Source organism: Pseudomonas sp. Hp2 (assembly GCF_006386585.1).
GTDB lineage: Bacteria > Pseudomonadota > Gammaproteobacteria > Xanthomonadales > Xanthomonadaceae > Pseudomonas_S > Pseudomonas_S boreopolis.
Window position 1 is genome coordinate 34,268 of record NZ_VAHJ01000005.1, and the last position, 23,132, is coordinate 57,399.

Sequence of the window (23,132 nt, forward strand, 5' to 3'; positions counted from 1 at the left end):
TACCCCGAATGAAGGCATGCTGGTCATCAACCCGCATCCACTGCTTGCCGATGGCCTGCGCAGCCTGCCGGCGGACCTGCGGCCTGGAGAATCGCTTTACGCGTTTCTGAGCCGCCACGTGGAAGGACTGGATGGCGAGCCGTGGGCGGTTGCCGTCGATGGCGAGGATGTGCCACGGCATCTGTGGCACCAGGTGCATCCCAGGAACGGGCAAGTTATTGAGGTCCGAGGCGTAGTCGGTCGTGCTGCGGTTTCGTTGGTGGCCATGGCCGCATTGACCTACTTCACGTTCGGTATCGGCGGCTACGGTGGATTCATTGCGACCGAGTTTGGAAAGATTGCCGCGACCGGCGTCTATATGGCCGGATCCGTGCTGATCAACAAGGTGCTTGCACCCAAAGTCCCTAAGGTCTCAAGCAGTACTCAAAGCACCTACTCGTTGGGGAATCCGCAGAATCGCGCGCGGCAGTACGAGCCATTGGGCCTGCTGTTTGGCGCCATGCGCATTGCGCCGGATCTCGCCAGCAATCCGTATACCTGGTACGAGGGAGATGACCAGTACCTGTCGATGATCCTGACTCCAGGCATCAATGTCGATCGGGTCGATGATCTGTACAACGGCGACGCGTTGATGACCTCCTACGAGGGGGTGCAGACCTGGTTCGATGGCTTCGGAGGCATGGCCAGCCAGAAGATCCCGCTATACAGCAATGCCGATGTCGTGGAAGGCGGGACACTGATCGACACGACCCGCGATCCCAAGAACAAGCCCGGCGAATGGGTGCAGCGAACGAGCTCCGCCGACACGATCCGGCTTATCGTCGGCATCGAGTATCAGTTGTGGGACAAGACCACCAAGGGCGGAGACAAGAACAACCGCGAGGTCGTCGAGATCCAGTACCGACCCGTGGGCGCCAGTGCTTGGCAGATGTTCGGGAACTATGTCCTGAACAGCAAGACACAGAAGAACCATCGCGTCAGCTACGGCAAGGATGTGCCACCAGGGACATACGATGTTCGGGTCCGGGTAGGGGGCTGGAACACCGATGGTTCGGGCGCATCCTGCATGTTCCAATGGACTACGCTGACCAGCGTGCAACAGGACACGACCGATTACGCGGGCATTCCGCGCATCGGCATCAAGGCCAAGGCGACCGGGCAGTTCAACGGTTCCCCCAACGAGATCCGCTGCGTGGCGCATTCCACCCCGATCCCGGTATGGAACGGCACGCAATGGAGTACGCAGGAAAGTTCGAATCCTGGTGCGCAGATCCTCGCCTACGCCCGCGGCATCACCGACCGGAACGGCAAGCGCATCGCCGGTATCGGGCTCCCCGACTATCAGATCGACATCGAAGCGCTGCAAGGCTTCATGCTCCACTGTGCCGCGCATGGTTATACCTATGACAACTGGATCACCGACGCGCGCAGCCATGACGACATCCTGACGGCGGTGGCCTTGGCCGGCATGGGCCAGATCACCTGGGCAAAAGGGCGCTTGTCGGTGGCTTGGGCTGCCGAGGACCAGCCGCTGTCCGGCGTGGTCAACATGGCCACGATCAAGAAGGGCCAGTTCCAGGTCGACTATACCCTCGCCAACGCCGCGGACGGCATCGAGTACACCTATCTCGACCGGCAGAACTGGGAAACCAAGACGTTGCGTGTTCCCGCACCCGGCGTCACCACGATGCTGAACCCGGCCCAGGTAACCGGCGAAGGCGTCACCAGCGAGGCGCACGCCGCCGTGCTTGCCCGCTGGCACTTGGCCCAGAGCCTTTATCAGTACAAGAGCATCGGATACTCGACGGATCTGGAGCATCTTTCCTATCGCCGCCTGTCGGTGCTGGCGCTGCAGCATGATTTGACGCAGTGGGGCTATGGAGGGCGTGTACGCGCGGCCACGATCGGTGCCGACAATGCAGTCAGGCTGACCTTGGATGAACCGATCCCCGCGCCTGCCAACGGAAATGCGTTCATCGGCCTTCGCATCCCCGGCGAAAAGGTCTACCGGATCTTCAAGGTCAAGCCGTTCGGCGATACGAGCCGTACGATCGAGCTTTCCGAACCGTGGCCGGGTGACGCGGCCCTGCCGGGAGACAGCGATAAGAATCCGGCCTGGGATACCCTCTGGATCTACGATTTCAAGCAGACGCCCGGATACCGCGTTCGCGTGACCGGCATCCAACCGGAGAACGACCTGAAGGGGGCATCGGTCAGCGTCGTCGCCGAAGGTCCCGAGTTCTGGAACTACGTCCTGACCGGCGAGTATGTCCCGGCGCCTAACCAGTCGCTGCTGCAGACCCGCCCGGTCGCAAGCGACCTGAAGATCACCGAGCGCCAGGTGGTACAGGGAGATACGGTCTATACCGAACTGCAGGCTTCGTTCGAGGTCAGTGGGCCGGTGGCGCGGTCCATCGTGCTGTCCGATCTGGATGGCAATGGGGAGCTGGAACAGGTCGCCGAGACGACCACGCGGGCCGCAAGCTGGCGTATCCCGGGAGCGGGTACCTATCCGATCACGGTGCGGCCCTTCAACCAGGACGGGTTGGGCGGAGTGGCCGCGACCATCAATTACACGACACGGGGAGCCGATGCAGCCCCCGTCCTGGTCGATTACTTCAACGTGGAGGATCTGCCGGGCGGTCTGCGTCGCTACTCGTGGGGGTTCCACGATGCCACCATCCAGTCGCCGGACTTCGCGGGTGTCGAGATCCGGTACGTCAGTGGCGACATTCCCAGCCCTGCCTGGGACGACATGGACCTGCTCGGCTCCGATGGCTATCACGCAACGACTTTCGAATCGACGCTGCCGGCTGCAGGAACCTATACGTTCCTGGTACGTAGCCGGAACACGTCGGGTGCACTCAGCACGAGCTCGCTGCGCTTGGCGAAGACACTCTCTGGCAACCTGGGCGAGGTCATCGGTGGGATCGAGCAAGGCAACGAGCAGACCAAGCAGGAACTGCTCGAGCAGATCGCGAACGAGGCCGAGGCGCGCGTGCAGGAGGACGCTCGGGTCGCTGCCGAGGCTGCAGCCGCCCTTCGGCAGGAGGCCGCCGCCCAGGCCGCCGCGCTCGAGCAGACGGCGACCGATATCCGCGGCGAGGTCGCGGAACAGGTCGGTCAGCTGAACCAGGACCTTTCCGCGCTGCAGTCGGAGGTGGGCGACCTGTTCGGCGCCGATCAATGGTCGGCGACCACGGCGTACAGCCAGGGCGCGCTGGTGATGGCCGACGGCGTCATCTACAAGGCCCAGCAGAACGTCCCGGCCGGCACGCCGGTCACCAATACGACCTACTGGCAGGCGCTGGGCAACTACGCGCAGCTGAGCGACCAGGTGCAGGCCCAGGCGGCGTCGATCACCTCGCTGTCGAACCGGGTTACCTCGGCCGAGGGCACGATCACCTCCCAGGGCCAAGCGATCACCCAGCTGCAGCAGCAGGTCGTCGGCAAGGCCGACGCCTCGGCGCTGACCGCGCTGACCTCGCGCGTGTCGACTGCCGAGGGCACCATCACCTCGCAAGGTCAGGCGATCACTTCGCTGACCAACCGCATCGGCACGGCCGAAGGCAACATCTCGGCGCAGGGCGCTGCGATCACCTCGCTGTCCAATCGCGTCACCAGTGCCGAGGGCACCCTGACGTCCCAGGGGCAGTCGATCACGACTCTGCAGAACAGCATCGGCAACATCGGCGGTGAGAACCTGCTGACGAACAGCTCGTTCGAAATCCGCACGTCCGACACGTCCGCCCCCACGGATTGGGGGCTGGACACGGGCGGATTCGGATCGGTAACGCAGGGCTATGTCGACTCACCGCTGGCGAGTAGCACGAAGGCCTGGCGCGGCGAGGGCACGTCCAGCTCCGCATCCAACTGGATTGGCCTTGGCCGCGTGAATGCGATCGCCGCGTTTGCGAAGGTGCAGCCGGGAACCGTGGTCACCTTCAGCGTCTACGCGCGCGGCAAGGCCGGCACCACCGGGCTGTTCGTGCTCTCGATGTACAATCAGGCCGGCACGGTGGCGGTGTCGGCGCCCCAACTCACCGTCGCGCTGACGGAGTCGTGGACCCGCTACACGTTCACGACCACAGTCCCGAACGACGCCTATTTCATCAGGACGTATATCCGCGGGCGGGTCGCCATCAGCGGCATGGCCGTGTGGTTCGAGTTCGACAATGCTCAGCTTCAGGTGGGCTCCGTTGCGACGCAGTACGAGCCCAGCGTCTCCGAAGCCGGCGCCATCGCGGCAGCTACCGCCTCGGCGGTCTCGTCGTTGACGACGCGTGTCGCCGCGGCCGAGGGCGCCATCACCTCGCAAGGGCAGGCGATCACGCAGCTCACCAACCGAGTCAGCACCGCGGAGGGGAACATCTCTGCCAACAGCAACGCGATCGGCTCGCTCACCTCGCGCGTGAGTTCCGCCGAGGGTGCCATCACTTCCCAGGGGCAGAGCCTCACGTCGTTGCAGAACAACATCGGGCAGACCAAGACGTACAAGGTGCTGTCGGCCGCCAACGGATCTTCTAGGTACGGCCAATCTGGTGTCTGGAACGCGGCGAACACGCGCATCGTTACGGCGTTCCGCGGCCTTACTTTGGCACTGTTGCAGAACGATGGTACGTGGTCCGCGACAACATATGATGTTTACAACGACGCGAACGCTCGTCAGTCGCTGTCTGATGCTTTAGCTGGGCTTAGCAACACGCAATACTTCGCGATGTTCGGCAACGACTCGTTCGAACCTGGAAAGGCGGTGTGGTCTGCGGCAGCCATTGCGTGCGGTGCGTCGCAGGCGGCTATCGATAAGATCGGAAATCGTTTCGCCTACATCCTCATCGGTCGTGGCAAGCTGGGTGCAGGTAACGGCACCGAGCTGATCTCTACCACCGGCAATACGGTTGATTCGTGGGTCGAGCGCGGCATCCAAGTTCTTGGGAACGTGATTCTTGATGTCAGCGGCAACGCTGCGGCCGTGCAGGGTCTTGAGGCGGTGTCGGCGGCCATCACCTCACTGACCTCGCGCGTGCAGACGGCCGAGGGCACCATCACGTCGCAAGGGCAGAGCATTACGTCGTTGCAGAACAGCATCAAAGCGTCGGGCGGATCGAATTTGCTTACTGATCCGAGTTTCGAGTCTCGGTTGTGGACCCTGACGCATCCGGCCGTAACCAGCTATCTGACCGATGTTGCATATAGCGGCAGCGTGTCGTTGTGGTTCGGCCCGTCCACGAATTTCGTGCGTATCGCGCAAGCGCCCAACGAAATCCAACTGGTGCCCGGTCGAACCTATCGCGTCGGTACGTGGTATCGCACCAGTGCAGATTTCAATGGTACCGCTGGAAATAGCAAGTTGCGTATCAGCGGAATGCCCGGCGATGGATTTCTCGACCAGAGCGTTTTCACCGCGAACAAGCTTGAGTGGACCAAGGCCGAAGTCACTTTCACCGTTCCGACCGCGGCGACCTACGTTTCCCTCAATGTCCGCGTGCAAACGGACCACACGGTGGGCGCACTGCGCGTTGACGGATGCTACGTCTATGACGTGACGGACACGCTCACGGGAGCGGCCAACAGCAGCGCGATCACCGGCCTGTCCAGCACAGTCGCTAGTCAGGGCGGACAAATCACGTCGCAGGGTCAGCAAATCACCTCTCTGCAAAACGATACATCGGCGCTTTATCGCGGCACTTCGAACTTGGCCGTTCTTGGCGATTTCGAGGCGTATGCCGACGGTGCTTACTTGATTAATAACAATACCGGAACGGCGCAAGTTCAAACCGGAACGGTATACATCGATAGCAAAGCTCTAAAGATCACCTGTGCGTCCGCTACGAGCGGGGGCAACATGGATGTCTACCTCGGAAACGCCTTCACTACCACGCCTTCGCGTACCTATTACTTCGAAGGCTGGTTGCGCGTGGACTCCGCTGGCACTGCGCCGACCACTACGATCTTGCGCCTTGGCCTGCGGTGCATCAACACCGCCAATGGCAACGTGTGGATCACCGGCACCCAGACCGATCTTTCGACCGTAGCGCCCAATACGTGGGTTCGCGTTACCGGCTACGCCACGTCGCCTTCGAATGCGGTGAAGGGCCTGCCTTGGATCTCGGTTCCCAGCACGGGGCGCGAAACGGGCGTGATCGTGTACGTGGATCAGTTCGTCATTCGCGACGTGACCGAAGGTTACAACGCGCAACAACTGGCGAACGCCAACAGCAATGCGTTGGTTAGCCTGACCTCGCGTGTGCAGACGGCCGAGGGCACCATCACCTCGCAAGGGCAGAGCATTACATCGTTGCAGAACAGCATTAGCAACGTGGGTGGTGACAACCTGCTGAAAAACAGTTCGTTTGAGATCAGGGCCAACGACACGTCGGCTCCGACCGGCTATAGCACGGATGGCACACTGCCCAGCAGGGTGGTGTCCTATGTCGATTCGCCGCTGACTGGAAGCGTCAAAGCGGTACGCATGGAAGCCACGTCTACGGCGGCATCGCAGTACATGTCGCTGCTGGCCGTGGTGGACAAGAGTGCGCCGAATCAGCCTCACACGCTTAGCTGCTGGGCACGTGGACTGGCGGGCACGCGCTTCAATATCTATATCCAGTATCTCGATTCCGGTAACGCGGTAATCAACACCTACACGAGTCCGAATTTCAGCATCACCGAATCGTTCGCTCGTTACACCTTCAACACCGGCGCGTCGCCGGCTAACACAGTAAAGGCCCGCGCGTACGTGGGGCGCATCTTCTCGTCTGCATCGGGCCAAGCGCTATGGATGGAACTTGACAACGCGCAGTTCCAAGAAGGCACTGTTGCGACCAACTGGGCGCCGAGCATTGGAGAGACGGCAGCGGCCACGACTGCCAACTCCGACGCCATCACGTCCCTCACCAGTCGCTTGACCGCCGCCGAGGGCTCGATCACGTCGCAGAGCAACAGCCTTACCGCGCTGTCTAATCGGGTCACGACTGCCGAGTCCAACATCTCCGGCCAGGCCTCGGCGATCACCTCGCTGCAGTCGACGGTGACCCAGCAGGGCAACACGCTCAGCTCGCACACGTCGCAGATCACCTCGCTGTCGAGCTCGGTGGCGGGCAAGGCCGACGTGTCGATCGTGCAGAGCCTGGAGACCAAGGTCAACGCGAACCTCAATGGCTCCGGCAACCTGCTGGTGAACTCGACGTTTGCGGAATCGGTAGAAGGTTGGATGGTTGTTTGGGGCCAGCCCGCTGGGAGCAACTGGGGTCGCGATTGGGAAGGCGTGTCGTTGGACCAGAACAACGAACACGTTCTTGGTGCCAGTTGGCCTAGCAATCCGGCCGACCAGAACATGGTCATCTACAACTCGCAGCCGGTTGGTGTAACTGCTGGTGATTGGTTGATCTTTAGCGCGTGGTTGTTGATTCGAGGTGGCGCGCGGGTTCGCGTTGCAATGAAGTTCCAGAGCAACAGTAACGGCAATATCGCTGAGCCCTCGACCAGCTATATCACGCCGGCCACTGCTGACTGGGGCAACGTCGCAAACTGGACGCGTGTGTTCCTGAAGGTTCAAGTGCCGGCGGGCGCCACCAAGGTGCAGTGCGGTATGTGGGCCAACACCGGAACAGCCGGCGGCGATGGTGCCGCGTGGATGGCGCGACCGATGCTGGAACGTGTACAGGCCGACGCTACAGGCCCGTCGCCCTGGGCACCGGGAGGCTCGGAGGCCATGGCCCGCGTCACGCTAGCCCTGACTACCGATAAGTTGGTTTCGGGTTACAGCATTGCGAATGATGGGAAGATCTCAGAGTTCAATATCCTGAGCAACATCTTCCGCGTGCTCACGCCTGGATCAGCGGATGGGCTTGAACTCCGCGATGGCTATCTGCGCGTGTGGAAAGGTAATGCGCAGCGCATCATTGGTACCGGATTCGGTGCGGGTGGTGACAATCTCATCGACTACTTTGGCCCCAACGTTGGAGCCGGTGCTGCATCGAAGGCCAATGCCGTTATGTGGATGGACGCTAACGGTAATGCTTATTGGGGTGGTTCACTCTCTGCTGGCGCACTCAAGAATGCAGTCCAAACTACGACAACACAGACTATTGGTACGGAATTGATCAACGGTCCGTTCGCCACCAATGGGCGCAATCGTACTGTCGCGATTAGCTTTAGCCGGACCCATGTGCGCACTAACAGGAATATGGGTAATCAAGGATTCGTCGCTGGTAGCGGTAGCAACACGGCGACGATCCAGGTCTATCGGAAGATAGGAAACGGCGGAGAGGCGCTTTGGCAAACGGTTAATGCCACTGGTGGGGTATCAATTATGAATGAGTTTGATGGTCCGGATAGCGCAAGGTCGAGCTGGAGCGGTGCGGTGACCTTCAATGATTCGAGTTCAAGCGCTGAAACCGTACAGTACAGGGCCGTGATTACCGGCTTCAGTGAGCAATCAGTAACGCATCAATCAGGTTCTTTTACTGGTCAATCTATTACGCAATCGTTGTCGATTGTTTCCGTGGAGCAGTGATATTGACCTTGCTGTGGAGATAGTACTTTTTGTCATGGTGCCGCCATGCGCGGCACCATGACAAACGAGGAAACCATGAATCATTAGAATTCCAGATCCATCTGGGGGTGATGCAGTAATGCGGTATCAGATCAATCCACGCTGATCCCCGCCAACCGCTGCAGCGCCTCGGCGTACTTCGCGCGGGTGCGGTCGATCACGTCCTGCGGCAGCTCCGGGCCGGGGGCGGTCTTGCCCCAGTCCAGGGTTTCCAGGTAATCGCGCACGAACTGCTTGTCGTAGCTCGGGGGGCTGGTGCCGACCTCGTACTGGTCGGCCGGCCAGTAGCGGGAGGAGTCGGGGGTCAGCATCTCGTCCATGATGTACAGGCGGCCGTCGGCGTCGGTGCCGAACTCGAACTTGGTGTCGGCCAGCAGGATGCCGCGCTCGGCCGCGTAGTCGGCGGCGAAGCGGTAGATGCGCAGGGTGGCGTCGCGCACGCGTTCGGCCAGTTCGGTGCCGACTGCCTTCACCATGGTGTCGAAGTCGATGTTCTCGTCGTGGTCGCCGACCGCGGCCTTGGTGGAGGGGGTGAAGATCGGTTCGGCCAGTTTCTCGGCCTGGCGCAGGCCGTCGGGCAGCTCGATGCCGCTGACCTTGCCGGTGCGCTGGTAGTCCTTCCAGCCGCTGCCGATCAGGTAGCCGCGGGCGATGGCTTCCACCGGCACCGGCTTGAGCTTCTTGGTCACCACCGCGCGCTTGGCGTACAGGGCCTTGTCCACGCCCTCGGGCAGCACGCTGGCCACGTCGATGCCGGTGAGGTGGTTGGGCATCAGGTGCTCGGTCTTGCGGAACCAGAAGTTGGAGACCTGGCACAGCATCTCGCCCTTGCCGGGGATCGGGTCGGGCAGCACCACGTCGAAGGCGGAGAGGCGGTCGGTGGCGACGATCAGCAGGTAGTCGCCGGGCGGCGTGCCGGCCGGCAGCCGTTCGCGGGGGATGTCGAAGACGTCCCGGACCTTGCCACGGTGACGCAACGGCAGGCCGGGGAGATCGGATTGCAACAGCGTGGTCGACACAGGCACTCCTCTGGAACTTCGCGTTGGCGCTGTCCCCGGGACCCGGCGGGCCCGCGGCTGGACGGCGGGCCGCGTAGTGTACGGCGCTTCGGGGGCTGCCGCAGGGGTTTTTGCAGGGCCGTCCATGGGGCGTTCGGTTAAACTGGCAGGCCCGCCTCCCGGCCCTGCCCACGCCCCATGCCCTGGTACGGAAAACTGCTCGGCGCCCTGCTCGGCGCGTTGCTGTTCCGCGGTTCGCCGCCGCTGGGAGTGCTGCTGGGCCTGCTGGTCGGCCACGCGGTCGATGCCGGCTGGTTCAAGGCCCGGCGCGACGATCCCTACCGGGCGCTGGGGCTGACCCCGGATGCCAGCAATGCCGAGATCGAACTGGCCTATCGCCGGTTGATGTCGCAGTACCACCCCGACAAGGTCGCACGTGCCGATCCGGAGCAGCGCCGCCAGGCCGAGCGCCGCGCCAGCGAGATCAATGCCGCCTACGACCGCATCCAGCGCCTGCGCCGGCGCTAGCCATTCCGCTCCGAGAACCGCCATGTCCGACTGCATCATCGCCCCGTCCATCCTGTCCGCCGATTTCGCCCGCCTCGGCGAGGAGGTCGACGCCGTCCTGGAGGCCGGCGCCGACTGGGTGCACTTCGACGTGATGGATAACCACTACGTGCCGAACCTGACCATCGGCCCGATGGTCTGCCAGGCGCTGCGGAAGCACGGCATCGTCGCGCCGATCGACGTGCACCTGATGGTCGAGCCGGTGGACCGCATCGTGCCGGACTTCGCCGAGGCCGGCGCCACGCTGATCAGCTTCCATCCCGAGGCCAGCCGCCACGTCCATCGCACGATCCAGTTGATCAAGTCGCATGGCTGCCAGGCGGGGCTGGTGCTGAACCCGGCCACCCCGGTGGACATCCTCGACTGGGTGCTGCCGGAGCTGGACATGGTGTTGCTGATGTCGGTCAACCCGGGCTTCGGCGGCCAGGCGTTCATTCCTTCCGCGCTGGAGAAGCTCAAGGTGGTGCGGCGGAAGATCGACGCGCTCGGCAAGCCGATCCGGCTGGAGATCGACGGCGGCGTCAAGGCCGACAACATCGGCGCGATCGCCGCCGCCGGCGCGGACACCTTCGTCGCCGGCTCGGCGATCTTCAATGCCCCGGGCTCCACGCAGGAAAGTTACGCGGAAGTGATCGGCAAGATGCGCGCCGCGGTGGCCGGGGCCAGGCGCGGATGAGCGCTCTCGGCATCCGCGCCGCCACGCCGGACGACGCGCCGCTACTACACGAACTGGTCACCGCGCTCGCGGTCTACGAGCGCGAGCCCGACGCGGTCAAGGCCAGCGTCGAGGACCTGCGCGCCAGCCTGTTCGGCGAGGGCGCCACCGCGCATGCGCTGGTGTGCGAGCACGAAGGCGTGGCGATCGGCTTCGCCGTCTACTTCTTCAATTACTCCACCTGGCTCGGGCGCAACGGCCTCTATCTGGAGGACCTGTTCGTGCGCCCCGAGCATCGCGGCCTCGGGGCCGGGCTGGCGCTGCTGCGCCATCTCGCGCGGCTGGCGGTGGACAAGGGCTGCGGCCGCTTCGAATGGTCGGTGCTGGACTGGAACCAGCCGGCGATCGACTTCTACCGCGCCGTCGGCGCCAGGCCGATGGACGAGTGGACGGTCTATCGCCTGGAGGGCCAGACGCTGGCGGATTTCGCCGCCGGGCGCTCGCCCGCGCCCCGTGCCGCCCGGTAGCCGGCGCAATAGAACCACGCCTCGAAGAAAAACGGGGACCGCGCCGCCCGACGCGATCCCCGCTGGAAAATTGGAGGCTTATCCTGCCTCCGCCCATCGTCCCTGCTATGGCCTTCCATGTTCCGGATGGGCGATGACACGGTGATGACAGGCGCGGCGTTCACGATGCCCGGTTCCGCGCGCTGCTAGCCTGCCGCTTCCTTCCTCGTGGCCGGATGCCGATGCCCCCCCACTGGCGACTGATCCTCAACGGAAAATCCGCGGGCGACGACGCGCTGCGCGCGGCGGTGGGCCACATGCGCGAGCGCGGCGTCCGGCTGGACGTGCGGGTGACCTGGGAAGACGGCGATGCCGAGCGCTACGTCGCCGAGGCCATCTCCGCCGGCGTGGATACCGTGATCGCGGCCGGCGGCGACGGCACCCTGAGCGAGGTGGCGACCACGCTGGCGCACCGCGACGAACCGGCCGGGGCGTTGCCGACCCTGGGATTGGTGCCGCTGGGGACGGCGAACGACTTCGCGGCCGCGGCGGGCATCCCGGAGGAGGCGTTGGCGGCGCTGCGATTGATCGCCGGCAGTCCCGCCCGCGCGATCGACCTGCTGCGCGTGGAGGCCGACCACGGGCCGCATTGGTGCGCCAACGTCGCCAGCGGCGGCTTCGGCACGCAGGTGACCGTGGAAACCGACGAAGGGCTCAAGAAGATGCTCGGCGGGCTGGCCTACCTGATCACCGGCATGTCCCGCCTGGGCCGGATCGAGCCGGTCCAGGCTTCGCTGCGCGGGCCGGACTTCCACTGGCAGGGCGGCTTCATCGCGCTCGGCATCGGCAACGGGCGCCAGGCCGGGGGCGGCCAGGCCCTGTGCCCGGAGGCACGGATCGACGACGGCCTGCTCGACGTGACGATCGTGCCGGAACTGAGCGGCGAGGTCGCCGGCACGCTGGGGGCGCTGGTCACCGGCGGCAAGCGCGCGGCGCTGGAGCGCGTGGCCGAGCGTGCGCAGTTGCCGTGGCTGGAGATCGACGCACCCGAGCCGCTGACGCTCAACCTGGACGGCGAGCCGGAGACCTCGCGGCATTTCCGCATCGACTGCGTGCCCGGCCGCCTGCGCATGCACCTGCCGGCCGATTGCCCGTTGCTGTCGGATTGAGGCCGGGCGGCCCGCCGTCGCGAGGGAACCCGCCGACGGTTTCGGCTGCAAGCGAGCCTGCATCGCGCACGCGGGTGCGGTACAGTAGCCCGGTGTCCAGCCTGACGACCCCGCGTTCCTTCTCTTCCGCTCGCCGCTGGTGGCGATGGTGGCCCGTTGCCGTCGTCCGCTTCGTCACCGCCGCCCCCCGGAAGGAAAGTCGTCTTGATCACCGCAGAGCAGTTCCAGCGCCAGGCCGCTGAAGGCCACACCCGCATCCCTGTCGTCCGCGAAGTGCTGTCCGACCTGGACACGCCGCTTTCGGTCTACCTGAAGCTCGCCGACGGCCCCTACACCTACCTGTTCGAATCGGTCGAAGGCGGCGAGCGCTTCGGCCGCTACTCCATCATCGGCCTGCCGGCGCGGCGCGTGTACAGCTTCCGCGGACACACGCTCGAGACCTGCGAGCTGAGCGAGGTGGTGGAGACGCGCGAGGTCGCCGACCCGCTGGCCGAGGTCGAGGCGCTGCGCGCGCGGCACTCGGTGCCGAAGCTGGACGGCCTGCCGGGCTTCACCGGTGGCCTGGTCGGCTGGTTCGGCTTCGAGTGCATCCAGTACATCGAGCCGCGCCTGGCCGCCGGCGACAAGCCCGACGAGCTCGGCACCCCGGACATCCTGCTGATGCTCTCCGAGGAGCTGGCGGTGTTCGACAACCTCAAGGGCCGGCTGTACCTGATCGTGCATGCCGATCCGCGCCAGCCGCAGGCCTTCGCGCGCGCCAACCGGCGCCTGGACGAACTGGCGCACCGGTTGCGCCAGGCCGGCGCCGGCTATCCGCAGGCGCAGGTCTCCGACGCGATCGACGAGGCCGACTTCCGCTCGTCCTTCACCCGCGAGCAGTACCACGACGTGGTGCGCAAGGCGCAGGAGTACGTGCGCGCCGGCGACATCTTCCAGGTGGTGCCCTCGCAGCGCCTGCGGGTGCCGTTCCGCGCCCGCCCGATCGACGTCTACCGCGCGCTGCGCGCGCTCAACCCGTCGCCGTACATGTACTTCATCGACGTCGGCGGCACCCAGGTGGTCGGTTCCTCGCCGGAGATCCTGGCGCGCCTGCGCGACGGCGAGGTCACCGTGCGCCCGATCGCCGGCACCCGCCCGCGCGGCGCCACGCCCGAGCAGGACAAGGCGCTGGAAGAGGAGTTGCTGGCCGATCCGAAGGAGCGCGCCGAGCACGTGATGCTGATCGACCTGGGCCGCAACGACGTCGGCCGCGTCGCCGAGGCTGGCAGCGTGCAGGTCAGGGAATCGTTCGTGATCGAGCGCTACAGCCACGTCATGCACATCGTCAGCGAGGTCACCGGCACGCTGAAGGCCGGGCTCAGCTATGCCGACGTGCTGCGCGCGACGTTCCCGGCCGGCACCGTGTCGGGCGCCCCCAAGATCCGCGCGCTGGAGATCATTCGCGAGCTGGAGCCGGTCAGGCGCAACGTCTATTCCGGCGCGGTCGGCTACATCGGCTGGCACGGCGATGCCGACACCGCGATCGCGATCCGCACCGCGGTGATCCAGGACGGGCATCTGTACGTGCAGGCCGGCGGCGGCGTGGTCTACGACTCCGATCCGGACCTGGAATGGCAGGAGACGATGAACAAGGGGCGCGCGCTGTTCCGCGCGGTGGCGCAGGCCGCCAAGGGGCTGTGATGGACGGACAACCCGGCACCGGCAGGATCAGCTTCCGCAACGACTACAACGACGGCGCGCACCCGCGCGTGCTGCAGGCGCTGGTCGCCGCCAACGCGGAACGCAACGCCGGCTATGGCCTGGACCGCCACAGCCTGCGCGCGGCCGAGCTGATCCGCGGCGCCTGCGGACGGCCCGACGCCGAGGTGCACTTGCTGGCGGGCGGCACCCAGACCAACCTGGTGGCGCTTTCCGCGTTCCTGCGGCCGCACCAGGCGGCCATCGCCAGCGTGCAGGGCCACATCGCCACGCACGAGACCGGGGCGGTCGAGGCCACCGGCCACAAGGTGCTGACCGTGCCGACCGCGGACGGCAAGCTCTCCCCAGGCGACATCGCGCCGCTGCTGGCCGCGCACGACAACGAGCACATGGTGCAGCCGCGCCTGGTGTACATCTCGCAGAGTACCGAGCTGGGCACGATCTACTCGCGCGCCGAACTGCAGGCGCTGTCCGATTTCTGCTGCATCGAGGGGCTGCTGCTGTTCGTCGACGGCGCGCGCCTCGGCGTGGCGTTGACCGCGCCGGGCAACGACCTGTCGCTGGCCGACATCGCCGCGCTGAGCGACGCCTGCTACATCGGCGGCACCAAGAACGGCGCGTTGCTCGGCGAGGCGCTGGCGATCTTCAATCCCGCCCTCAAGGCGGACGTGCGCTACCTCGTCAAGCAGCGCGGCGCGATGCTGGCCAAGGGCATGGTGCTGGGCACGCAGTTCGAGGCGCTGTTCGAGGACGGGCTGTACTTCGAGCTGGCGGCGCATGCCAACGCGATGGCGCAGCGCCTGCGCGAGGGCCTCGCCGTCGCCGGCGCCGATTTCGCCGTCGATTCGCCGACCAACCAGCAGTTCGTCGCGGTCGATCCGGACCGCCTCGAGGCCCTGGCCCGGCGCTACGAGTTCGAGCGCTGGCAGGCATTGCCCGACGGCCGCACCGTGATCCGCTTCGTCACCTCGTGGGCGACGCGCCCGGAGGACGTCGACGCGCTGTGCCGCGATTTCGCCGCATCCGGCGCGATGCCCGGCTGAGCCCCACCAAGACCCCACCGCGATCCACCGGTCGCGCAATGAGTGACCCGCCATGCTGCTGATGCTCGACAACTACGACAGCTTCACCTACAACCTCGTGCAGTACCTGCAGGCGCTGGGCGCCGAGGTGACGGTGGTGCGCAACGACGCGATGAGCGTCGAGCAGATCGCCGCGCTCAAGCCCGAGCGGATCGTGATCTCGCCGGGACCGTGCACGCCGAACGAGGCAGGGGTCTCGCTGGAGCTGATCGAGAAGCTCGGCCCGACCACGCCGATCCTCGGGGTCTGCCTCGGCCACCAGAGCATCGGCCAGGTCTACGGCGGGGACGTGATCCGCGCCGGCAACATCATGCACGGCAAGACCTCGCCGATCCGGCACGAGGGCAAGGGCGTGTTCGCGGGCCTGCCGGATGGCTACCAGGCCACGCGCTACCACTCGCTGGTGGTGGACAAGGCCACGCTGCCCGACGTGCTGGAAGTCACCGCCTGGACCGAGAACCCGGACGGCTCGGTCGAGGAGATCATGGGCCTGCGCCATCGCGAGCATCCGGTCGAGGGCGTGCAGTTCCATCCCGAATCGATCCTCACCGAGCACGGCCACGCGTTGCTGAAGAACTTCCTGCAGCGCTGATCCCCGGGAGGCGCCGGGCCGCCCGGTTCCGCCGCGGCCACACGTTTGCCGCACCCCATCCGCCACAAGACCTCACGCCATGCCCATCACCCCGCAAGAAGCCCTGCAGCGCACCATCGAGCATCGCGAGATCTTCCACGACGAGATGGTCGATCTGATGCGCCAGGTCATGCGCGGCGAAGTGTCCGACACCATGGTCGCGGCGATCCTCACCGGCCTGCGCGTGAAGAAGGAGACCGTCGGCGAGATCGCCGGCGCCGCCGCGGTGATGCGCGAGTTCTCGCGCACCGTGGACGTGGCCGACCGCACCCACCTGGTCGACATCGTCGGCACCGGCGGCGACGGCTCGCACACCTTCAACATCTCGACCTGCGCGATGTTCGCCGCGGCCGCGGCCGGCGCCCGCGTGGCCAAGCACGGCAACCGCAGCGTGTCGTCCAAGTCCGGCAGCGCCGATGCGCTGGAGGCGCTGGGCGCGGTGATCGAGCTGCAGCCGGAGCAGGTGGCGCGGGCGATCGCCGCCACCGGGATCGGCTTCATGTTCGCGCCGATCCACCATCCGGCGATGAAGGTGGTGGCGCCGGTGCGCCGCGAGATGGGCGTGCGCACGATCTTCAACATCCTCGGCCCGCTCACCAACCCGGCCGCCGCGCCGTCGATCCTGATGGGCGTGTTCCATCCGGACCTGGTCGGCATCCAGGCCCGCGTGCTGCAGCGGCTCGGTGCCGAGCGCGCGCTGGTGGTCTGGGGGCGCGACGGCATGGACGAGCTCTCGCTCGGCGCCGGCACCCTGGTCGGCGAACTGCGCGACGGGCAGGTGCGTGAATACGAGGTGCATCCGGAGGACTATGGCATCGCCATGTCCGCCAGCCGCAACCTCAAGGTCGCCGATGCCGCCGAATCGCGCGCCATGCTGCTGGGCGTGCTCGACAACACGCCCGGCCCGGCGCTGGACATCGTCGCGCTCAATGCCGGCGCCGCGTTGTACGTGGCGGGCGTGGCCGACAGCATCGCCGACGGCATCGCCCGCGCGCGCGCGGCGATCGCCGACGGCAGCGCGCGCGCGCGGCTCGACGCGTACGTGGCGTTCACGCGGTCGCTTTGAGGGCTCCCCGCCCTCCGCGCCGGCGGGGGTGAGGCCTTCGTGCGGCGGTTGGCCCGATCCGTCCGGGAAGCCCGGCCCCGGCTTGCGCCGCGCCGGCGCGAAAGCCGGGGGAGGGCGCCGTTTTCGCCATTCCGCCGCCCTTGGCCGATAATGCCGGGCCCCCAGGAACCGATCCGATGAGCGACATCCTCACCACCATCCTCGCCCGCAAGGCCGAAGAAATCGCCGAGCGCAGCGCGCGCGTGCCGCTGGCGGAGCTGGTGGCGCGCAGCGCCGACCTGCCGGCCACGCGCGGCTTCACCGCGGCGCTGCAGGCGAGCATCGCGCAGGGCGATGCGGCCGTGATCGCCGAGGTCAAGAAAGCCAGCCCGTCCAAGGGCGTGATCCGGCCGGACTTCCGCCCCGCCGACATCGCGGTCAGTTACGAATTCGGTGGCGCCAGCTGCCTGTCGGTGCTGACCGACGTGGACTTCTTCCAGGGGGCCGACGCCTACCTGCAGCAGGCGCGCGAGGCCTGCACGCTGCCGGTGCTGCGCAAGGACTTCACCGTCGACCCGTACCAGGTCTACGAAGCGCGCGTGCTGGGCGCCGATTGCATCCTGCTGATCGTCGCCGCGCTGGACGACACGCAGCTGGCCGACCTGTCCGGGCTGGCGCTGCAACTGGGCCTGGACGTGCTGGTCGAGGTGCACGACATCGACGAGCTGGAGCGCGCGATCCAGGTGCCGGTGCCGATGATCGGCATCAACAACCGCAACCTGCGCACCTTCGAGGTGACGCTGCAGACCACGCTGTCGATGAAGGATGCCGTGCCCAGGGACCGCCTGCTGGTCACCGAGAGCGGCATCCTGGCCCGGACCGACGTGCAGCTGATGCGCGACAACGGCGTCGACGCGTTCCTGGTCGGCGAGACCTTCATGCGCGCCGAGGAGCCGGGCGAGGCGCTGCGCCAATTGTTCTTCGCATGACCCAGGCCTATCCGACCCCGCGCGAGGACGCGCCGCTGGTCGTCTTCGACTTCGACCACACGCTCTACGACGGCGATTCCGGCAGCCACCTGTTCGCCTGGCTGATCCGGCGCAATCCGCTGCGGCTGCTGGCCGCGCTGCTGGCCACGCCGGTGCTGGGCCCGATGGTCGCGCTGCTGCCGACGCGCCGGCGCGGGGTCTCGGGCTACGTCTGGATCGCCACGTTCGGCCTGCATCGCGCCCGCGAGTTCGATCGGGTGATCGACACCTACGTGTTGCGCCACGAGGCCGACATCCGCCGCCGGCTGCTGCCGCGCGCGCTGGAGGTATTCGCGGGCCACCGCAAGGCCGGCGACCGGGTGGTCGTCGCCACCGGCGCGCCGCCGGAGCTGGCGCGCGCGATCCTGGCGTTCGTCGCCCACCAGGACGTGCCGGTGATCGGCAGCCTGGTCGGCCCGACCCTGGGCGCGGTCATCGCCAAGCGGCACTGCCACAACGAAGAGAAGATGCGGATGCTGCGCGAGCGCGGCTATGGCCGGATCGAGGTGGCCTACTCCGACAGCGTCGCCGACCTGCCGCTGCTCAAGGCCGCGCGCGCACCGGTGGTGGTCAACCCGAAGCGGAGCAGGGTCGGCTTCTTCCGCGAGGTGCTGCCCCCGGGCACGCCGATCCTGAACTGGGGATGCCGCGACCGCGGTGGCGATCCGGTGTAGCGCAGCATGTGCGCGGAGCGGCTCTACGCCGACCTAGGGTCATTAGCCGCGATAGGGCTTTCCCGGCAAGGCCTCATCGCGGCCGAAGCCGCTCCCACAAAAGCCGATCCCCCGGATCGGCGTCCAAGTAGCGTCAGCAACTGCCCGGGTTCCCGGTGAATGTTCTGGAGGGTGCCCCGGGTAAGAGGGCGCGCGCCGGCAGGCGCGGGGGACGGGTACTTATGAGCCGGGGCCCACGGTCCGCGCCGCGGACCGTGGGGCATTTGTGCGAATGCGCGCCCGCTCAGCGCGTCCCGTAGAGCACCACGGTCTTGCCGCGGGCATGCAGCACGCCGTCGGCCTGCAGCTTCTTCAGCACGCGCCCGGCCATCTCGCGCGAGCAGCCCACCAGTCGCGCCAGCTCCTGCCTGGACACGCGCAGCTGGGTACCCTGCGGGTGGCTCATCGACTCCGGCTCCTTGGCCAGGTCGTGCAAGGTGCGCACGATGCGGTCGGTCACGTCCAGGAACGCCAGACGGCTGGCCTTGCGGGTGGTGTCGAGCAGGCGCTTGGAGAGCTGGGCGCCGATCGCGTACAGCAGCCGGGCGGCGTCCGGGGCCAGGGCGCCCTGCAGCAGCTGGTGCAGGCGCTCGTAGCTGATCTCGGCCAGTTCGCACTGGCTGCGGGTGCGCAGCACCACCTCGCGCTCGTCGGACTCGATGAACAGGCCCATCTCGCCGACGAACTCGCCGGCGCCGAAGTAGCCCAGCACCAGCTCCCGGTCGTCCTCTTCCTCGGCGATGATGCTGACCGAGCCGCTGATCACATAATAGAGCGTGCCGGCCGGGTCGCCCGGCCGGAACACGTCGGTGCGGGTGGGGTACCGACGGCGGTGGCTATGGGCGAGGAAGCGCTCGACGGTCGCCGCGTCCAGCGCCAGCGGCGGGACGCCCTGACGCGCCGGTGTCACACTGTGGGGGTTCACTAGGCTCATGGCAGTTCCGCAGCTCGATCGTCGGAAGCTTAACGGGACGGATCGTCCAAGGTAAACCACCTTGTGGGGTCGGCGTTTCGTTGCTGGGCACTTTGCCTCATAATTGCCCCTTTCCCGTCTCCCAGAGGACCGACCGCCGTGGTCAAGCCGTTGCCACGCCTGAGGCTGCAAGGTTTTAACAACCTCACCAAGGCGTTGAGCTTCAACATCTACGACGTCTGCTACGCCCGTACCGAGGAAGAGCGCCAGCGCTACATCGAGTACATCGACGAGCAGTACGACGCCGACCGCCTGACCCAGATCCTGACGGATGTGGCCGAGATCATCGGGGCCAACATCCTCAATATCGCGCGCCAGGACTACGACCCGCAGGGCGCTTCGGTGACGATCCTGATCTCCGAGGAGCCGGTCATCGACAAGAAGCAGGCCGGCAAGGAGCTGATCTCCGACGCGGTGGTCGCGCACATGGACAAGTCGCACATCACCGTGCACACCTATCCGGAGACGCACCCGCAGGAAGGCATCGCCACCTTCCGCGCCGACATCGACGTCGCCACCTGCGGCGTGATCTCGCCGCTGAAGGCCCTGAACTACCTGATCGAGTCGCTCGAGTCGGACATCGTGATCATGGACTACCGCGTCCGTGGCTTCACCCGCGACGTGAAGGGCAAGAAGCACTTCATCGACCACAAGATCAACTCGATCCAGAACTTCCTGGCCAAGAACATCAAGTCGCGCTACGAGATGTTCGACGTCAACGTCTACCAGGAGAACATCTTCCACACCAAGATGCACCTGAAGGACTTCGACCTGGACCAGTACCTGTTCGAGGAGAAGGCCAAGAACCTCTCGTTCAAGGAGCGCATGAAGATCGAGGCGCTGCTCAAGCGCGAGATCGAGGAGCTGTTCCACGGCCGCAACCTGGCCGAGTGAGGGTCATATCCGGTTCGGGTGCCGTCCGCTAGGATGGGCGCGGTGAATCGAAGGGCGGGACGACCCGCCACGCGGCGCAAGCCGCGGACCAAAGCCGACGGCGGCCCGGTGCGAAAGCGCCGGGCCGTCTGCTTTTGGGCGGTTCCCCGGAAGAACCCGCGTCGCTGCGCGGGATCGGTGTCCCTATTGGAAAAGGAGGTGTCGCATGTCCTGGATCTACCTGTTGCTGGCCGGCCTGTTCGAGATCGGCTTCGCCCTGGGCATGAAGTACTCGGAAGGCTTCAGCAGGCCGCTGCCGACCGTGGGCACGGTGGTGTCGGCGCTGATCAGCCTGTACCTGATGAGCCAGGCGATGAAGACCATCCCGGTCGGCACCGCCTACGCGATCTGGACCGGCATCGGCGCGATGGGCGTGGCCGTACTGGGCATTTTCCTGTTCAACGACAGCGCCTCGCCGGCGCGGCTGGCCTGCGTCGGCCTGATCGTGGCCGGGGTGATAGGTCTGAAGCTCGCCTCGTCCTGACCTTTTCGTAAGGCGGTTTGCCTGTGGGAGCGGCTTCAGCCGCGATGGAGCTTTCCCATTGGATCCCGCATGGGCGAGAGGGCTCTGGCGGCAGGGCGTGCGTGGTAAAGCCACATCGCGGCTGAAGCCGCTCCCACAGAAGCCATTCCGGCCGACACCGGCGATGGCTGTCGCTGCGGCTTCAGAGCCGGTAGGCGAGGGTCTTCATCAGCTTCGAGGCCAGCGCCATCGCGGTCGGGATCGGGGGAGGCAGGATGCGCGCGCCGGCCTGCTCGGCATGGTCGGCATGGCGTGCCTCGTCGGCCTTCATCACCTTCAGGATCTCGCGGCTGCGCCGGTCGTCGGGCGGCAGCGTCTCCAGGTGCTCGTCCAGGTGCGCCTCGACCTGGCGCTCGGTCTCGACCACGAAGCCCAGGCTCCACGGGTCGCCGGCCAGTCCGGCGAGGGTGCCCAGCGCATAGCTGCCGGCGTACCAGATCGGGTTGAACAGGCTGGGGCGGCTGTCCAGCTCGCGCAGGCGGTCGGCGCACCAGGCCAGGTGGTCGGTCTCTTCCTGCGCCGCCTCCAGCAGGTGCTGGCGGGTGGCTGGATCGCGGGCGACCGCGGCCTGGCCGAAGTACAGGCCTTGGGCACAGACCTCGCCGACGTGGTTGATGCGCATGAGCCCGGCCGCATGGCGCCGGGCGGGAGCGTCTAGGAGCGCGTCGGGCGTGCCGGCGGCCGGGTTGGCGCGATGCGTCGGCGGATTGCCGAAGACCGTGTCGAGCGCGCGCTGGGCTTCGGTCAGCAGGTCGTCGAGCGGGGTGTTCAGGCGCGGCATGGCGGGGGCTTCGGAGGAGGGGCGGCCCCGATTTTCCCCCGGAACCCGGCCCCGGGCCAGCCGCGGACCCGGCGGCTTGAACATGGCGGGGGAAGTGCGTAGAATGCCGGCCCTCTTGTTTCACCCTTCACAACGCGTGGCAAAGTTCCGGCAGCGTCGCCGCCGCAATGAGCCCGACCTACCTTGAGTTCCCTATGAGCACTTTCACCGCAAAGTCCGAGACCGTCCAGCGCGACTGGTATCTCGTCGACGCCTCCGGCAAGACGCTGGGTCGTCTGGCCTCCGAGCTGGCCCGCCGCCTGCGTGGCAAGCACAAGCCCGTCTATACCCCTCACGTCGACACCGGCGACTACTTGGTCGTGATCAACGCCGAGAAGATCGCCGTCACCGGCAAGAAGCTGCAGGACAAGCAGTACCACCGCTTCACCGGCTACATCGGCAACCTGAAGACCGAGACCCTGGCCGAGGCGCTGGAGCGCCATCCGGAGCGCGTGATCGAGATCGCCGTCAAGGGCATGCTGCCGAAGGGCCCGCTGGGCCGCGCCATGTACCGCAAGCTCAAGGTCTACGCCGGCCCGAACCATCCGCACGCCGCTCAGCAGCCGCAGGTCCTGGACATCTAATCATGGCTATCACTCAGAACTACGGCACTGGCCGTCGCAAGTCCTCCACCGCCCGCGTGTTCCTGCGCAAGGGCTCCGGCAACATCACCGTCAATGGCCGTCCGCTGGACGAGTTCTTCGGCCGCGAGACCGCCCGCATGATCGTGCGCCAGCCGCTGGAGCTGACCAAGAACACCGAGAGCTTCGACATCACCGTCACCGCCACCGGCGGCGGCACCACCGGCCAGGCCGGTGCGATCCGCCTGGGCATCGCCCGCGCGCTGGTCGAGTACGACGAGTCGCTGAAGTCCGAGCTGCGCAAGGCCGGCTTCATGACCCGCGACGCGCGCGAGGTCGAGCGCAAGAAGGTCGGCCTGCACAAGGCCCGTCGCGCCACCCAGTTCTCCAAGCGCTGATCCGGCGCCTGGTCCGGGCGGCGCAGGCCGCCCGAACTGGAGTGTTTCCGCAAAGCCCGGCCCAGGCCGGGCTTTTGCGTTTCCGCTCCCGCAAAAGCCGCTCCTGCGGGGATGGATGGGCGGCCAAAGAAAAAGGGCCTGATCTTGCGATCAGGCCCTTTCGGATTTGGCTGCCCCGGATGGATTCGAACCACCGAATGTCTGAGTCAGAGTCAGATGCCTTACCACTTGGCGACGGGGCAATGGATGTACTGC

At 66.2% G+C, this 23,132-nt stretch carries 18 protein-coding genes and 1 tRNA gene; 15 read left to right on the top strand and 4 right to left on the bottom strand.

Features of this window, described 5'->3' with window-relative positions:
• The first annotated feature begins 16 nt into the window (after positions 1 to 16).
• A complete protein-coding gene (locus FD678_RS20270; RefSeq protein WP_177497836.1) occupies positions 17 to 8,518 on the top strand; it encodes a host specificity factor TipJ family phage tail protein in 8,502 nt (2,833 codons plus the stop codon).
• Positions 8,519 to 8,649: 131 nt separating this feature from the next.
• On the opposite strand, the gene FD678_RS15070 is transcribed toward FD678_RS20270, so the two are convergent.
• Positions 8,650 to 9,576: a phosphoribosylaminoimidazolesuccinocarboxamide synthase gene (locus FD678_RS15070; protein WP_177497838.1), complete on the bottom strand. Its 927-nt coding sequence runs from the start codon at positions 9,574 to 9,576 to the stop codon at positions 8,650 to 8,652.
• Between the two features lie 177 nt (positions 9,577 to 9,753).
• Here FD678_RS15070 and FD678_RS15075 point away from each other — a divergent pair, with 177 nt between their 5' ends.
• The 10 genes from FD678_RS15075 (at position 9,754) to FD678_RS15120 (ending at position 18,610) form a co-directional block, all read left to right on the top strand.
• The gene (locus FD678_RS15075) at positions 9,754 to 10,083 is read left to right on the top strand and encodes a J domain-containing protein (RefSeq protein WP_140725475.1); all 330 of its coding nucleotides are present in this window, start codon (positions 9,754 to 9,756) and stop codon (positions 10,081 to 10,083) included.
• A 22-nt stretch (positions 10,084 to 10,105) separates the two neighbouring features.
• Positions 10,106 to 10,798 (top strand): ribulose-phosphate 3-epimerase, encoded by a 693-nt coding sequence (gene rpe, locus FD678_RS15080; protein WP_140725478.1) that lies wholly within the window; start codon positions 10,106 to 10,108, stop codon positions 10,796 to 10,798.
• The gene (locus FD678_RS15085) at positions 10,795 to 11,304 is read left to right on the top strand and encodes a GNAT family N-acetyltransferase (protein ID WP_140725481.1); all 510 of its coding nucleotides are present in this window, start codon (positions 10,795 to 10,797) and stop codon (positions 11,302 to 11,304) included. The genes rpe and FD678_RS15085 overlap by 4 nt, the downstream gene beginning before the upstream one ends.
• A gap of 221 nt (positions 11,305 to 11,525) precedes the next feature.
• Entirely contained in the window at positions 11,526 to 12,452 is a 927-nt protein-coding gene (gene yegS / locus FD678_RS15090; RefSeq protein WP_140725484.1) for a lipid kinase YegS, read from the top strand.
• A 207-nt stretch (positions 12,453 to 12,659) separates the two neighbouring features.
• Positions 12,660 to 14,132, top strand: a complete 1,473-nt coding sequence (gene trpE, locus FD678_RS15095; protein ID WP_218569788.1) for an anthranilate synthase component I — start codon at positions 12,660 to 12,662, stop codon at positions 14,130 to 14,132.
• Positions 14,132 to 15,193: a threonine aldolase family protein gene (locus FD678_RS15100; RefSeq protein WP_140725490.1), complete on the top strand. Its 1,062-nt coding sequence runs from the start codon at positions 14,132 to 14,134 to the stop codon at positions 15,191 to 15,193. The genes trpE and FD678_RS15100 overlap by 1 nt, the downstream gene beginning before the upstream one ends.
• 52 nt (positions 15,194 to 15,245) lie before the next feature.
• Positions 15,246 to 15,824: an anthranilate synthase component II gene (locus FD678_RS15105; RefSeq protein ID WP_140725493.1), complete on the top strand. Its 579-nt coding sequence runs from the start codon at positions 15,246 to 15,248 to the stop codon at positions 15,822 to 15,824.
• A 79-nt stretch (positions 15,825 to 15,903) separates the two neighbouring features.
• Positions 15,904 to 16,929: an anthranilate phosphoribosyltransferase gene (trpD, locus tag FD678_RS15110; RefSeq protein WP_140725496.1), complete on the top strand. Its 1,026-nt coding sequence runs from the start codon at positions 15,904 to 15,906 to the stop codon at positions 16,927 to 16,929.
• 176 nt (positions 16,930 to 17,105) lie between these two features.
• Positions 17,106 to 17,897 carry an indole-3-glycerol phosphate synthase TrpC gene (trpC, locus tag FD678_RS15115; RefSeq protein WP_140725499.1) on the top strand — a complete coding sequence of 264 codons (792 nt, stop codon included), beginning with the start codon at positions 17,106 to 17,108 and terminating at the stop codon, positions 17,895 to 17,897.
• Positions 17,894 to 18,610, top strand: a complete 717-nt coding sequence (locus FD678_RS15120) for a haloacid dehalogenase-like hydrolase (protein WP_140725502.1) — start codon at positions 17,894 to 17,896, stop codon at positions 18,608 to 18,610. Before trpC ends, FD678_RS15120 begins: the two co-directional genes overlap by 4 nt.
• A gap of 283 nt (positions 18,611 to 18,893) precedes the next feature.
• Here the strand turns inward: FD678_RS15120 and crp are convergent, their stop codons facing one another.
• Entirely contained in the window at positions 18,894 to 19,574 is a 681-nt protein-coding gene (crp, locus tag FD678_RS15125; protein WP_256661947.1) for a cAMP-activated global transcriptional regulator CRP, read from the bottom strand.
• Between the two features lie 159 nt (positions 19,575 to 19,733).
• Here crp and speD point away from each other — a divergent pair, with 159 nt between their 5' ends.
• Positions 19,734 to 20,516 (top strand): adenosylmethionine decarboxylase, encoded by a 783-nt coding sequence (speD, locus tag FD678_RS15130; RefSeq protein ID WP_441346747.1) that lies wholly within the window; start codon positions 19,734 to 19,736, stop codon positions 20,514 to 20,516.
• 205 nt (positions 20,517 to 20,721) lie between these two features.
• The gene (gene sugE / locus FD678_RS15135) at positions 20,722 to 21,039 is read left to right on the top strand and encodes a quaternary ammonium compound efflux SMR transporter SugE (protein ID WP_140725511.1); all 318 of its coding nucleotides are present in this window, start codon (positions 20,722 to 20,724) and stop codon (positions 21,037 to 21,039) included.
• Between the two features lie 181 nt (positions 21,040 to 21,220).
• Here sugE and coq7 read toward each other — a convergent pair whose 3' ends face one another.
• Entirely contained in the window at positions 21,221 to 21,859 is a 639-nt protein-coding gene (gene coq7, locus FD678_RS15140; RefSeq protein WP_140725514.1) for a 2-polyprenyl-3-methyl-6-methoxy-1,4-benzoquinone monooxygenase, read from the bottom strand.
• Between the two features lie 194 nt (positions 21,860 to 22,053).
• Here coq7 and rplM point away from each other — a divergent pair, with 194 nt between their 5' ends.
• Together rplM and rpsI are read left to right on the top strand one after the other, a co-directional pair.
• On the top strand, positions 22,054 to 22,482 hold the full coding sequence (gene rplM / locus FD678_RS15145) for a 50S ribosomal protein L13 (RefSeq protein WP_140725517.1): 429 nt from the start codon (positions 22,054 to 22,056) through the stop codon (positions 22,480 to 22,482).
• 2 nt (positions 22,483 to 22,484) lie between these two features.
• Positions 22,485 to 22,877 carry a 30S ribosomal protein S9 gene (rpsI, locus tag FD678_RS15150; protein WP_140725521.1) on the top strand — a complete coding sequence of 131 codons (393 nt, stop codon included), beginning with the start codon at positions 22,485 to 22,487 and terminating at the stop codon, positions 22,875 to 22,877.
• Between the two features lie 167 nt (positions 22,878 to 23,044).
• Here the strand turns inward: rpsI and FD678_RS15155 are convergent.
• Positions 23,045 to 23,119 (bottom strand) — tRNA-Gln (locus FD678_RS15155).
• Between the last annotated feature and the right edge of the window lie 13 nt (positions 23,120 to 23,132).